This window comes from Streptomyces spororaveus (assembly GCF_016755875.1).
Lineage (GTDB): Bacteria > Actinomycetota > Actinomycetes > Streptomycetales > Streptomycetaceae > Streptomyces > Streptomyces spororaveus.
Genome location: NZ_BNED01000005.1, coordinates 4458637 through 4471781 on the forward strand (window position 1 = coordinate 4458637; position 13145 = coordinate 4471781).

Annotated in this window: 14 protein-coding genes; 8 read left to right on the forward strand and 6 right to left on the reverse strand. The window is 70.0% G+C overall.

Annotated features, from left to right (window positions below; genetic code table 11):
• Positions 1-38 precede the first annotated feature (38 nt).
• Both Sspor_RS22400 and Sspor_RS22405 read right to left on the reverse strand, forming a co-directional pair.
• Positions 39-1157, reverse strand: a complete 1119-nt coding sequence (locus tag Sspor_RS22400) for a lipid II:glycine glycyltransferase FemX (protein WP_030755412.1) — start codon at positions 1155-1157, stop codon at positions 39-41.
• 151 nt (positions 1158-1308) lie between these two features.
• Positions 1309-1611 carry a hypothetical protein gene (locus tag Sspor_RS22405; RefSeq protein ID WP_202200733.1) on the reverse strand — a complete coding sequence of 101 codons (303 nt, stop codon included), beginning with the start codon at positions 1609-1611 and terminating at the stop codon, positions 1309-1311.
• Between the two features lie 251 nt (positions 1612-1862).
• Between Sspor_RS22405 and rpsF the strand changes: the two genes are divergently transcribed.
• The 4 genes from rpsF to rplI all read left to right on the forward strand — a co-directional run bounded on the left by rpsF (position 1863) and on the right by rplI (position 3567).
• Positions 1863-2153, forward strand: coding sequence for a 30S ribosomal protein S6 (gene rpsF, locus Sspor_RS22410; protein ID WP_004950685.1), 291 nt, complete (start codon positions 1863-1865; stop codon positions 2151-2153).
• A gap of 72 nt (positions 2154-2225) precedes the next feature.
• Positions 2226-2822 (forward strand): single-stranded DNA-binding protein, encoded by a 597-nt coding sequence (locus tag Sspor_RS22415; RefSeq protein WP_202200734.1) that lies wholly within the window; start codon positions 2226-2228, stop codon positions 2820-2822.
• A 43-nt stretch (positions 2823-2865) separates the two neighbouring features.
• Positions 2866-3102 (forward strand): 30S ribosomal protein S18, encoded by a 237-nt coding sequence (gene rpsR / locus Sspor_RS22420; protein ID WP_005315025.1) that lies wholly within the window; start codon positions 2866-2868, stop codon positions 3100-3102.
• Between the two features lie 18 nt (positions 3103-3120).
• Positions 3121-3567, forward strand: coding sequence for a 50S ribosomal protein L9 (rplI, locus tag Sspor_RS22425; RefSeq protein ID WP_030008386.1), 447 nt, complete (start codon positions 3121-3123; stop codon positions 3565-3567).
• Between the two features lie 135 nt (positions 3568-3702).
• Here the strand turns inward: rplI and Sspor_RS22430 are convergent, their stop codons facing one another.
• On the reverse strand, positions 3703-5040 hold the full coding sequence (locus Sspor_RS22430) for an MATE family efflux transporter (RefSeq protein WP_202200735.1): 1338 nt from the start codon (positions 5038-5040) through the stop codon (positions 3703-3705).
• 452 nt (positions 5041-5492) lie between these two features.
• On the opposite strand from Sspor_RS22430, the gene dnaB reads away from it, so the two are divergent.
• Positions 5493-6959, forward strand: a complete 1467-nt coding sequence (gene dnaB, locus Sspor_RS22435) for a replicative DNA helicase (RefSeq protein ID WP_030755420.1) — start codon at positions 5493-5495, stop codon at positions 6957-6959.
• Positions 6960-6968: 9 nt separating this feature from the next.
• Positions 6969-8354, forward strand: coding sequence for a serine hydrolase domain-containing protein (locus tag Sspor_RS22440; protein WP_202200736.1), 1386 nt, complete (start codon positions 6969-6971; stop codon positions 8352-8354).
• 33 nt (positions 8355-8387) lie between these two features.
• On the opposite strand, the gene Sspor_RS22445 is transcribed toward Sspor_RS22440, so the two are convergent.
• From Sspor_RS22445 to Sspor_RS22455, 3 genes are read right to left on the reverse strand one after another with little or no spacing between them, the layout of a single operon-like run.
• The gene (locus Sspor_RS22445; RefSeq protein WP_202200737.1) at positions 8388-9557 is read right to left on the reverse strand and encodes a winged helix DNA-binding domain-containing protein; all 1170 of its coding nucleotides are present in this window, start codon (positions 9555-9557) and stop codon (positions 8388-8390) included.
• Between the two features lie 57 nt (positions 9558-9614).
• Positions 9615-10076, reverse strand: a complete 462-nt coding sequence (locus Sspor_RS22450; RefSeq protein WP_202200738.1) for a GNAT family N-acetyltransferase — start codon at positions 10074-10076, stop codon at positions 9615-9617.
• 14 nt (positions 10077-10090) lie between these two features.
• Positions 10091-10984: a GNAT family N-acetyltransferase gene (locus Sspor_RS22455; RefSeq protein ID WP_202200739.1), complete on the reverse strand. Its 894-nt coding sequence runs from the start codon at positions 10982-10984 to the stop codon at positions 10091-10093.
• 155 nt (positions 10985-11139) lie between these two features.
• On the opposite strand from Sspor_RS22455, the gene Sspor_RS22460 reads away from it, so the two are divergent.
• The gene (locus tag Sspor_RS22460; protein WP_202200740.1) at positions 11140-11790 is read left to right on the forward strand and encodes an HAD family hydrolase; all 651 of its coding nucleotides are present in this window, start codon (positions 11140-11142) and stop codon (positions 11788-11790) included.
• Positions 11791-11911: 121 nt separating this feature from the next.
• Positions 11912-13120 (forward strand): globin domain-containing protein, encoded by a 1209-nt coding sequence (locus tag Sspor_RS22465; protein WP_202200741.1) that lies wholly within the window; start codon positions 11912-11914, stop codon positions 13118-13120.
• Positions 13121-13145 lie beyond the last annotated feature (25 nt).

Genomic DNA, 13145 nt, shown 5'->3' on the forward strand with positions numbered 1-13145 from the left:
AGCGGTGCTGTCTGTGTGTGTGGCGGGGTGGAACCGGGTCAGCGGCGCGACATGTAGATGTCGAGGGCCTTGTGCAGCACCTTGTTGAGCGGGAAGTCCCACTCGCCGACGTACTCCACGGCCTCGCCGCCCGTACCGACCTTGAACTGGATCAGACCGAACAGGTGATCGTTCTCGTCCAGCGTGTCAGAGATGCCGCGCAGGTCGTAGACGCTTGCGCCGAGCGCGTACGAGTCGCGCAGCATGCGCCACTGCATCGCGTTCGACGGGCGGACCTCGCGCTTGTGGTTCGCGGAGGCGCCGTACGAGTACCAGACGTGCTGCCCGACGGTCAGCATCGTGGCGGCGGCCAGCGGCTCCCCCTCGTGCGTGGCGATGTAGAGCCGCATCCGGTTGGGGTCCTCGGAGTTGAGGGCCGTCCACTGCCGCTGGAAGTAGCTGAGCGGACGCGGGCGGAACTTGTCGCGCTCGGCCGTGATCTCGTACAGGTGCTGCCAGGTCGGCAGGTCGTCGTAGCCGCCCTGGACGACCTCGACACCGGCCTTCTCGGCCTTCTTGATGTTGCGGCGCCACAGCTGGTTGAAGCCCTTGAGGACGTCGTCCAGCGAGCGGTTGGCGAGCGGCACCTGGAAGACGTAGCGCGGCTGGACGTCACCGAAGCCGGCGCCGCCGTCCTCGGCCTGCTGCCAGCCCATGCGGCGCAGCTTGTCCGACACCTCGAAGGCGCGGGGCTCGATGACCGAGGCCTCCACGTCGCGCAGGCGCTTTACGTTCGGGTCCTGGATACCGGCCTTGATGGCGGTCGAGTTCCAGCGGCGGATGACGACGGGCGGGCCCATCTTCACGGTGAAGGCACCCTGCTGCTTGAGGTGGGCCAGCATCGGCTGGAGCCACTCCTCCAGGTTCGGGGCGTACCAGTTGATGACCGGGCCCTCGGGCAGGTACGCGAGGTACCGCTTCACCTTGGGCAGCTGCCGGTACAACACGAGGGCCGCGCCGACCAGTTCTCCGGACTCGTCGAACCAGCCGAGATTCTCGGAACGCCACTCGTTCTTCACGTCGGCCCACGCCGGGACCTGGCAGTGGCTCGCCGAAGGCAGGCTCTGGAGGTAACCCAGATGCTGCTCTCGGCTGATGGTCCTCAGGGACAGGCTCATGCGGGGCGTCTCCTCGGCGGCTTCGCTGGCTATGGCGCGAAGCCTACTGCGACAAGGGCGCCACCCTTCTGGGGGACGGGCCGTGGGCCCGGGCCGGTACGTGGCCGGCGCCCTGCCGCGGAGGTGTCCCGGAGCGTGCCGGGCGGCCCGCTCAGCCCCCGAAGAGGCCGCCGTGGAACATGCCGAGGTAGAAGCCGATGGCAGACGCGCCAAGGCCGATGATCAGCGCGAAGCGCTCGCGTGTCGTGACGGAGACGAACTGTCCGTACGCGCCGGTCAGGATTCCGATCAGCCCGGCCCACGAGCTGATCAGGTGCAGGTTGTGGAAGAAGGCCGTGACGAACGCCACGGCGCCGAGGGTCAGAGTGACCGCCATCAGGGCGTCCTGCAGCGGGTGGGGCTTGCCGTCGGTGGAGAGGAGGGAGATCTGAGGGGGCCGCATTGCCTGTGCCATCGGAAGGGCACCTCCTGGCTGAAGCTGGCGGTGCTGCGGGCTTCCTCCGGCAAGGGGCCGGGGGCATAGCACCGAGCACACCCGATGGATACAGATTGTGGCCCTCTCCCGGCGGATTTCAACCGGAAGGACGCGAGCAGGTAGTCTGTACAGCTGCGCGGTGTCTGCTCTGCGGACGCCGTGCTCACGCATCACGACCCTCCTGCCACGGAACGACCGTGGCCGCTGAGTCCAAAGGAGGTGGGTTCCACATGCGTCACTACGAAGTGATGGTCATCCTCGACCCCGATCTCGAGGAGCGCGCTGTCTCCCCGCTGATCGAGAACTTCCTTTCTGTCGTCCGTGAGGGCAACGGAAAGGTCGAGAAGGTCGACACCTGGGGCCGTCGTCGTCTCGCTTACGAGATCAAGAAGAAGCCCGAGGGCATCTACTCGGTCATCGACCTTCAGGCCGAGCCTGCGGTCGTCAAGGAGCTTGACCGACAGATGAACCTGAACGAGTCGGTTCTCCGGACCAAGGTCCTTCGCCCCGAGACCCACTGAACTTCGGTTCAGCGGTAATCGGGATCGAGTAGCACAGCAGCCCAGCAGCAATCCCCGCCGAGAGGTTCATCCATGGCAGGCGAGACCGTCATCACGGTCGTCGGCAATCTCGTCGACGACCCCGAGCTGCGCTTCACCCCCTCGGGTGCGGCGGTCGCGAAGTTCCGTGTCGCGTCCACCCCCCGCACCTTCGACCGTCAGACCAATGAGTGGAAGGACGGCGAGAGCCTGTTCCTGACCTGCTCGGTGTGGCGGCAGGCGGCGGAGAACGTCGCCGAGTCCCTCCAGCGAGGCATGCGCGTCATCGTGCAGGGCCGGCTGAGGCAGCGGTCGTACGAGGACCGTGAGGGTGTCAAGCGCACGGTCTACGAGCTGGACGTCGAGGAAGTCGGCCCCAGCCTGAAGAACGCCACGGCCAAGGTCGCCAAGACCACCGGTCGCGGTGGCCAGGGTGGGTACGGCGGCGGCGGTCAGCAGCAGGGCGGCGGCGGTGGCAACTGGGGCGGAGCCCCCGGTGGCCAGCAGCAGCAGGGCGGCGGAGCTCCCTCCGACGACCCGTGGGCGTCCAGCGCGCCGGCCGGTGGCCAGCAGCAGGGCGGCGGCGGGGGCGGTTGGGGCGGAAGCTCCGGCGGCTCCGGCGGTGGCTACTCGGACGAGCCTCCCTTCTAGGGCAGCTCGTATCCCCACTTCTTGATCACACAGGAGAGACACAATGGCGAAGCCGCCTGTGCGCAAGCCTAAGAAGAAGGTCTGCGCGTTCTGCAAGGACAAGACCGCGTACGTGGACTACAAGGACACGAACATGCTGCGGAAGTTCATTTCCGACCGCGGCAAGATCCGTGCCCGCCGCGTTACCGGCAACTGCACGCAGCACCAGCGTGACGTCGCCACGGCCGTCAAGAACAGCCGTGAGATGGCACTGCTGCCCTACACGTCCACCGCGCGATAAGGAAAGGGTGACCGACTAATGAAGATCATCCTGACCCACGAGGTTTCTGGCCTCGGTGCCGCCGGCGATGTCGTCGACGTCAAGGACGGTTACGCTCGCAACTACCTGGTCCCGCGTGGTTTCGCGATCCGCTGGACCAAGGGTGGCGAGAAGGACGTGGCGCAGATCCGCCGCGCCCGCAAGATCCACGAGATCGCGACCATCGAGCAGGCCAACGAGGTCAAGGCCAAGCTCGAAGGTGTGAAGGTCCGTCTGGCCACCCGCGCGGGTGACGCCGGTCGTCTCTTCGGTTCCGTGACCCCGGCCGACATCGCCACGGCGATCGAGTCCTCGGGCGGCCCGAAGGTCGACAAGCGCCGCGTCGAGCTCGGCTCCCCGATCAAGACCCTCGGTTCGTACCAGGTCTCCGTGCGTCTGCACGCCGACGTGGCCGCGAACGTGGGCATCGAGGTCGTCGCCGCCTAAGGGCAGCGCTCGAAGGGCCGCACCCCACCGGGGTGCGGCCCTTCGTCGTTGTCGGACGGGTGTTTCACGTGAAACACCCGCGGCCGGGGTCCGCACCGTCCGTGTTTCACGTGAAACACGGACGGTCCGTGGTCGCTAGCGGGTGGCTCCGGCGATCAGCCACCGGCCCGAGCCGGCCCGCAGTCGGAGAGTGATCATCCGGACCACCATCATCAGCGTCATGGCCCACCAGAGCGCCGTCACGCCGCCGCCGAGGATCGGCACGAGCACGGCGGCCGGGGCGAACACGGCGAGCGTCACGAGCATGGCCCGGGCCAGGTAGCGGCCGTCTCCGGCGCCCATGAGGACTCCGTCGAGCACGAACACGATGCCGGACACGGGCTGGGACAGGGCCACGACCAGCAGAGCCGGCAGCAGGGCCGCTTCGACGGCGGGATCGCTGGTGAACAGGGGGATGAACACCGGGCGGGCCAGGACGACCAGCAGTCCGAGTGCGACGCCCGAGACGATCCCCCACTGCACCATGCGGCGGCAGACGGCCTTGGCGCCGTCGGTGTCGCTCGCGCCCAGATAGCGCCCGATGATCGCCTGTCCGGCGATCGCAATGGCGTCCAGGGCGAAGGCGAGCAGGCTCCACAGCGACAGCAGGATCTGGTGGGCGGCGATGTCGGCATCCCCGAGCCGGGCGGCCACGGCGGTGGCGATCATCAGGATCGCGCGCAGCGACAGGGTGCGGACCAGCAGGGGAGCACCCGCTTGGGCACAGGCCCGGATGCCCGCGGGGTCGGGTCGCAGCGACGCGCCGTGGCGGCGGGCTCCGCGGACGACCACGACGAGGTAAGCGGCGGCCATGGCGCACTGGGCGATGACCGTGCCCCAGGCGGAGCCGGCGATGCCGAGCCCCGCACCGTAGACCAGGGCGACGTTCAGGCCCGCGTTGAGGGCGAAGCCGCCGATGGCGACGTAGAGCGGCGTACGGGTGTCCTGGAGGCCGCGGATGACCCCGGTGGCGGCCAGGACCATGAGCATGGCCGGGATGCCGAGGGCGGAGATCCGCAGATAGGTGATCGCGTACGGGGCGACGGTGTCGGAGGCGCCGAAGAGCGAGACGAGTGAGGGGGTCGCGGGCAGCGCCACGGCGACAACGGCCGCGCCCAGCAGGAGGGCGAGCCAGATGCCGTCGATGCCCTGCAGGACGGCTGCCTGGAGGTCCCCTGCGCCCACGCGGCGGGAGACGGCCGCGGTGGTGGCGTAGGCGAGGAAGACGAAGACGCTCACGGCGGTGGTGAGCATCGCGGCGGCGATGCCGAGGCCGGCCAGCTGGGGGGTGCCGAGGTGTCCCACGATGGCGCTGTCGGCCATCACGAAGAGGGGCTCGGCGACGAGTGCGCCGAAGGCGGGGAGGGCGAGTGCGAAGATCTCTCGGTCGTGCCGTCCCGGTCCTGTCTTGGGCGCTGCGAGAGCCTGTGTCATGCGCTCAATCTAATCTTCCACAGGTAATGGATGCAACTAAGTTTGGATCCTTACTGACGCGTTGACTTGGGCGTTCCCCGCACCTCGTTGGAGGCGATCTTGAGGCACCGGCGAAGAATTTTCTCCACCGCTGTGTCTGGAGGAGGAAACTGCAGGTCAGGTGGGGCAACGGGGTGCCGCGGGTGATTTTGTCCACAGCGTCGTCCCCCGGTCCGTACACAGCTTCCGGCGAGTTACCCACAGCATTGGCGCCGTCATCCACATGTCGTCCACACAGCCTGTGGATAACAAGATTGGCTGACGCCGCTCCCGGGCCTACCGTGGTGCGTTGCCCGACTCGCCGACAGCGGATTCGGGTGCCCCAAATGTCAGAGCCGTGTCGTAGAAAGAGTGACACGGCGAGGTCCGCGTTGCGGACGGGAGGAGGCGGCCCGGTGAGCATGCCCGAGCCCATGGACGACCCCTGGGCCGACAGCGGTCCAGGTGACCGTCTGCCCGCCCGTTCGCGCCGTAACAGCGAAGGCCGCGGCCGCGGGGACGAACAGCACGACCGGGGCCGCGAGGGCGGCTCCTGGGACTCCGGCGGTGGCGGCGGCTTCGAGCGCGTCCCTCCCCAGGACCTCGACGCCGAGCAGTCCGTGCTCGGCGGCATGCTGCTCTCCAAGGACGCCATCGCGGACGTCGTCGAGGTCCTCAAGGGCCACGACTTCTACCGTCCCTCGCACGAGACGATCTACCAGGCCATCCTCGACCTGTACGCCAAGGGCGAGCCGGCCGACCCGATCACCGTCGGCGCCGAGCTGACCCGGCGCGGCGAGATCAGCAAGGTGGGCGGGGCCTCCTACCTGCACACCCTGGTCCAGTCGGTGCCGACCGCGGCGAACGCCGAGTACTACGCGGAGATCGTCCACGAGCGGGCCGTCCTGCGCCGCCTGGTCGCCGCCGGTACGAAGATCACGCAGATGGGCTACGCGGCCGACGGCGACGTCGACGAGATCGTCAACAGCGCCCAGGCCGAGATCTACGCCGTCACCGAACAGCGGACGTCCGAGGACTACCTGCCGCTCGGCGACATCATGGAGGGTGCTCTCGACGAGATCGAGGCCATCGGCTCCCGCAGCGGCCAGATGTCAGGCGTGCCCACCGGCTTCACGGACCTGGACTCGCTGACCAACGGCCTGCACCCCGGCCAGATGATCGTCATCGCCGCCCGTCCCGCCATGGGAAAGTCCACGCTCGCGCTGGACTTCGCCCGGGCCTGCTCCATCAAGAGCAACCTGCCGAGCGTGATCTTCTCCCTCGAAATGGGGCGCAACGAGATCGCCATGCGCCTGCTCTCGGCGGAGGCCCGGGTGGCGCTCCACCACATGCGCTCGGGCACGATGACGGACGACGACTGGACCCGGCTCGCCCGCCGGATGCCGGACGTGTCCGCGGCTCCGCTCTACATCGACGACTCCCCCAACCTGTCGATGATGGAGATCCGCGCCAAGTGCCGTCGGCTCAAGCAGCGCAACGACCTCTCGCTCGTGGTCATCGACTACCTCCAGCTGATGCAGTCGGGCGGCTCGCGCCGTCCCGAGAGCCGACAGCAGGAGGTCTCGGACATGTCCCGAAACCTCAAGCTGCTGGCGAAGGAGCTGGAGGTCCCGGTGATCGCGCTCTCCCAGCTGAACCGTGGTCCGGAACAGCGCACCGACAAGAAGCCGATGGTCTCCGACCTGCGTGAATCGGGCTCGATCGAGCAGGACGCGGACATGGTGATCCTGCTGCACCGCGAGGACGCGTACGAGAAGGAGTCCCCCCGTGCGGGTGAGGCCGACCTGATCGTCGCGAAGCACCGTAACGGCCCCACGGCCACGATCACGGTGGCCTTCCAGGGCCACTACTCACGCTTCGTGGACATGGCCAACACGTAGCATCCGATCATGGATGAGCTTGCTGAGGACCTGGAACTTCTCCCTGCCACCCGGCGTGCGCTGAGGCACCGGATCGCCGTCGCGCAGAGCGAAGGGCGGGCGCCGTCCGTGGTGGCGGCCGTTCTGCGGGGCGGGGAGGTGGTCTGGGAGGGATCCCGGACCTCGGTCGAGGGGCACGGCCCGGACGGCGACGTCCAGTACCGGATCGGTTCGATCACCAAGACGTTCACGGCGGTTCTCGTGATGCGGCTGCGGGACGAGGGCCTGATCGCGCTCGCCGATCCGCTGGAGAAGCACCTGCCCGGGACGGGGGCCGGTCGGGTGACCATCGCACAACTGCTCTCCCACACCGGCGGGCTGGCGGCGGAGACGCCCGGCGAGTGGTGGGAGCGCACCCCCGGCGACCAGCGGCCCGAGCTCGGCGACGTGCTGGGGGAGGAGCCCTTCAAGCTGACACCGGGAACCAGGCACCACTACTCCAACCCCGGTTACACCCTGCTGGGTTCGCTGGTGGAGGCGGTGCGCGGACGGCCCTGGGAAGAGGTGCTGCGGGCCGAGGTGCTGGAGCCGCTGGGGCTGGAGCGCACGAGCGGACAGCCGCAGGCCCCGCACGCGGGCGGCTGGGCGGTGCATCCCTGGGCGGACGTGATGATGCCCGAACCGCTGGAGGACCTGGGGCTCATGGCCGCGGCCGGCCGGCTGTGGTCCACGACCCGCGACCTGGCGCGGTTCGCCGACTTCCTGCTGCGCGGTGACGAGCGCGTGCTGAGCGCCGAGTCCGTACGGGAGATGCGTACCTCGGCTGCGCCCCCGGAACCCGGTCTCGCCGAACTGGGCTACGGGCTGGGCATGCAGCTGGCGGCCGTCGGCGGGCGCAAGCTCGCGGGGCACAGCGGATCGCTGCCCGGCTTCGTCGCGGGCCTGTGGCTGAGCGAGGCGGACGACGTGGCGGCGGTGGTGCTGGCGAACTGCACCTCGGGACTCCCGGCCTCGACGGTGGCCGCGGACCTCGTGGGGATCGTGGCCGACGCCGAGCCGCGCTTCCCCCGCCCGTGGCGGCCGTTCCTGGAGTCGGACCACGTGCCGCTCGAACTGTGCGGCCCCTGGTACTGGGGGACTTCGGCCCAGGTGGTGCGCCTGACCGCGGACGGGCTGCTGGAACTGGGGCCGGTGGGCGCGAGCGGGCGTACGGCCCGTTTCCGGGCGGAGCCGGACGGCAGTTGGACCGGGCTCTTCGGCTACTACGCCGGTGAGACCCTGCGGGCGGTGCGCCGTGCGGACGGCTCGGTGAGCCATCTCGACCTGGCGTCCTTCGTGTTCACCCGCGAGCCGTACGACGCCGGCGCACCGGTGCCCGGCGGGGTGGACCCACAGGGCTGGCGGGGCATCGGCTGACGGCCGGAGGCCCGGCGAGGGCCCGGGGCCGGATCAGGCGACGAGCTCACGCTCCAGCGGAGTCCGGAAGCGCGGGGTGATCCGGGCCTCTCCCACCCATGCGGCGAGCCGTGCGGCCTCGGCCGTGATCGCCTCCTCGGCCGCTCGGCCGGGGCTGCCCAGCAGCCGCCAGACGATCTCGCCGTCGGGGCGCTGCGCCCATCCGCCGACGATCTCGCCGTTCCACCACACGGTGGGGCCGATGTTGCCCGCGTAGTCGAACAGGGTGCTCCTGTGGGCGGGGTCGAGGTGGAACCCGCGGTCGGCCCAGCCCATTGCGGTCGGGTCGAGGCCGGGCAGCAGCGCTGCCCAGGGCTCCGGCGCCGGCCCGGGTCCGGTGTCCCCGGGGCTGACCAGGGCGGTGCTGCCGTCTTCGAGGCGGACCTGGTCGGGGCCCACGGCGGCGAGTGCCTTCCGGACGTCCGTGAGGGTCCAGCCGGTCCACCATTTGAGGTCGGCCTCGGTGGCCGGACCGTACGCGTGCAGCCACCTGCGGGCGATCTCGGTGCGGGCCTCCGCTGCGGGTACGGCGGGCCAGGGCTCGGTATGGACCCAGCGGTACTGGCTGGAGGTCCACGAGCCGCGCGGTCGGTCACGGCGGATCCGGCCGTCGGCGGCGAGCAGCCGGATGACCCGGGTGGCGACCCCCTGCTCGGCCTCGTACTTCTTGCCGCGACTGATGGTGATCTTGCGGCGCAGCGCGGGAACGGCCGCGGACAGCTGGCTGCCGGTGGAGGGGCCGTGGGTGTCGAGGGCGTCGAGGGCGTCGCTCTCCGCGCCGGCGAGCCACGCGGCGTCGAGTCCCTGTCCGTCCTCGGCGAGGTGCTTGAGGAGGGTGCGGCGCTCCTTCGCGGCGATCGCGCGGGCGGTGGAGGCGTCGACGTACGGAGCGAGTTCGGCGGAGACGGCGAAGAGCGTGTTGCGCATGCTGAGCAGGCGCACGAGGCTCACGTCCTCGTAGAGCGCGCGCTCGATCGCGTCGGGGCCGCCTTCGGTGAGCCGGGCGCGCGCCGAGAGGAAGACCGTCGCGGCGTCGGTGGCGTGCAGGGCGACGACCGAGTCCGCCGTTTCCGCGACGGTCGCGGCGCGGGCCGACGGAGCCAGGCGGTGGCGCCGGCCGATCCGGTGGCGTCGCTCGGCGGTGGTGACGAGAGGGAGGCTCATCCTCCCGATCGTAGGCCGGGCCGCCGGCACGGCGGCCCGGCCTGCCGGAACGTCCGGTCAGAGCTGGAGCTTGAATCCGACGTGCGAGGCGGTGAATCCGAGCCGTTCGTAGAAGCGGTGGGCATCGGTCCGGGTCACGTCCGAAGTCAGCTGCACCAGCGCGCAGTTCTCGGCACGGGACTTCTCCACGGCCCATTCGACGAACCGGGTGCCCAAACCGCTGCCGCGTTCGTCCGCGTGCACGCGGACGCCCTCGATGATGGAGCGGGTGGCCCCCTTGCGGGAGAGTCCGGAGACGATCGTCAGCTGGAGGGAGCCCACGACACGGCCGGCGCGGACGGCGACGACCAGGTGCTGGTTCGGGTCGCCGGTGAGGCGCTTCAGGGCCGCGAGGTAGGGAGTGAGGTCATCCGGGGACTCACGGGTGGCACCGAGCGGGTCGTCGGCCAGCATGGCGACGATGGCGGGCAGATCGGCCTCGGTGGCCGGCCGGATCGTCAGCTCGGGAGTGTCGGTCATGATGCGTTCTCCTCTCAGCCCGCGGCCACGGTGAGCGGCGCCCACCGGCGGGTCCAGTCGCCGGGCAGGCCGGGGATGTCCCGGGTCATGACGGCGTTGAAGGCCACGGAGGCCAGGCCCCGTTCCTTGAGCCAGGCGACGAGTTCCTCGTGCCGAACGTCGACATCGGTGCGCAGCGTCCGGTCGGTGCCGAGCGCGAGCGCGGTGACCAGTGACTGGGCGGTCGCGGTGTCATGCGCGATCAGCGGGCCGATGACCTGGGTGTCCATGTTGGGCCAGGCCGCGGCGTAGCCGGTGAGCGTGCCGTCCCCGGAGCGGTCCTCGGCGACGACCAGCCGGTCGGCGAAGGCGGGCAGCCGGGTGATCATGTGCGTGCGGTCGGTGCCGAAGACCTCCGCGTCCAGGCGCAGGATGCGGGGAAGGTCCTCGGCGGTGGCAGGCCGGACCCGGGAGGTGTCGTACGTGCCGGGGGTGCCTTCGTGGCGGAAGGTTCCCGCCAGCATCTCGGCGCGGCCGGTGGTCTCGAAGCCCAGTTCCTCGTAGAGGGGGCGCCCGTAGGGAGTGGCGTGCAGGGTGAGCGGGACGCCCTTCAGCACCTCGTCGCAGATGTGGGCCATCAGACGGCGGCCCAGGCCCTGGCGGGCGAAGCGGCCGGCCACGAGAACCATCCCGATGGCGGCGAGCTCCGGTCCGGCATGGGTGGTGCCGTACTCGGTGACGACGCAGGCGGCGGCGAGTCCCCGGCCGTCCGGGGCGTCGACGCCGTAGCCGGTTCCGGCGGCGAGGAGCAGACGCCACTTGTGGTCCTCGCGGGGCCACCCGCGATCTTCGGACAGGTCGGCGCAGCGGCGGAGATCGTCCACGGTCAGCGCCCGGATCGGTAGATCGGTGATGTGTGGTGGTGTCACCTGGCCCAGACTGGATCATGGACTGGGAGCCGTCCAGGGGGTTTGGGGGTGCATGTTTCACGTGAAACACCGGCGACCCCGGCCCGGGCCGCCGGACGGCGTTTCACGTGAAACACGCTGTTTCACGTGAAACAGACCGACTAGCCTCGTCGGCTATGACCCACCTGCACCTCTTCGACCTCGACGGAACGCTGATGTACGGCTCGGCGGCGCCGGCCGAGATCTCCCGCCAACTCGGACTGAGCGCCGAGATCGCCGAGCTGGAACGGGCCTTCGTCGCGCAGAAGATGCGGCCGCACCAGTTCTCGGTGGCAGCCCACGCGCTCTGGGCCGACCTGACGCCCGCACACGTCCGGGCGGCGTTCGACGGGGCTCCCTGGCTCGCCGGGATCCGGGACGTGTGGCAGGAGATCCGGGAACGCGGGGACTACTGCGCGGTGATCTCCCTGTCGCCGTCGTTCTTCGTGGAGCTCCTGCTGGAGTGGGGCGCGCATGCCGCGCACGGCTCGGTCTTCCCGGAGGTGCCGTTTACCCGTCCCGTGGAGGAGTCCGGGATCCTGACGCCCGAAGCCAAGGTCACAGTGGCGGACCGGCTCTGCGCGGAGTTCGGTGTGAGCCGGGCCGACTGCGTGGCCTACGGGGATTCCGTGACCGACGCGATGCTCTTCGAAGCGGTGCCGGTCTCGGTGGCGGTCAACGCGAGGCCCTTTCTCGCCGAGCGCGCGACTCATGTCTACGAGGGCCGGGATCTGCGAGAGGCATACCAGCTCGTAGGGCTGACGCGCCCGGGAGTTGACGCATCTTAGGAGGAAAGTGGGTTCGAAACGCGGATTTTCTGCATTTCCCCGCAGGCCTCTGAGTCGGCTGGCACGCTGTGAAACCGGGAACCACGGATTCACAGGCCGTGGCGTGTGCACACCGACCGAGATGCTCGAAGCGAGGCACCGCATGGACGCTCCGCCCACCAGATCGGCCAGACGCGAACCGGCCCGGATATCCGGCGAGGGCGGTGCGATCGAGCCCTCACCGGATGCCGTACTCATCCGCCGGACCCTCGCGGAGATCGCCCCTGTCGCCGACAAGGTGACCTCGTACTTCTACGCTCTGGTGTTCACCGGGCACCCGGAAATGCGCGGCATGTTCCCCGCGGCCATGGACATGCAGCGGGACCGGCTGCTGAAGGCACTGCTCACCGCCGCCGAACACATCGACAACCCCGCCGTTCTCGTGCCCTACCTGCGCCGACTCGGCGCCGGGCACCGCAAGTACGGCACGATGGCCGGTCACTACCCGGCGGTCGGCGAGGCCCTCGTCGGGGCGCTGTCCCGGTACGCGCGGGACACCTGGGGGCCCGAGACCCAGGCCGCCTGGGTGCGGGCGTACACCGCGATCTCCCAGATCATGATCGACGCGGCGGCGGAGGACGAGGCGAAGTCCCCGGCCTGGTGGCACGCCGAGGTGGTCTCCCACGAGCTGCGCACCCCCGACATCGCCGTGCTGACGGTCCGCCCCGACCAGCCCTACGCCTTCCTGGCCGGCCAGTACACGAGCCTGGAGACCCCGTGGTGGCCACGGGTGTGGCGGCACTACTCCTTCGCCTCGGCGCCGCGCGCCGACGGCCTGCTCTCCTTCCACGTCAAGGCTGTCCCCGCGGGCTGGGTCTCCAACGCGCTGGTACGCCACGCCCGCCCGGGAGACGTACTGCGCCTGGGACCGCCGGCCGGCTCGATGGTGGTGGACCACAGCACGGACAACGGCATGCTGTGCCTGGGCGGGGGCACCGGGATCGCACCGATCAAGGCACTGATCGAGGACGTGGCCGAGCACGGCGAGCGGCGGCCGGTCGAGGTGTTCTTCGGGGCCCGCAGCGACAGCGACCTCTACGACAAGGACACGCTGCTGGGGCTCCAGCGCTCGCACCCGTGGCTGTCGGTGCGCCCGGTGGTCGGCGACTGGCTGGCCGGACAACTGCCGCACGCGGTGGGCCAACACGGGCCGTGGAGCTCGTACGACGCGTTCATCTCCGGCCCGCCCGCGATGATCCGCAACGGAGTGGACGAGCTCCTGCGGATCGGCATCCCCTGCGAGCGGATCCGGCACGACGCGGTGGAGGAGCTGGCCGGCATCGCCGGTTGAGACCGGAGGCAGCCCGCCGGTCTCA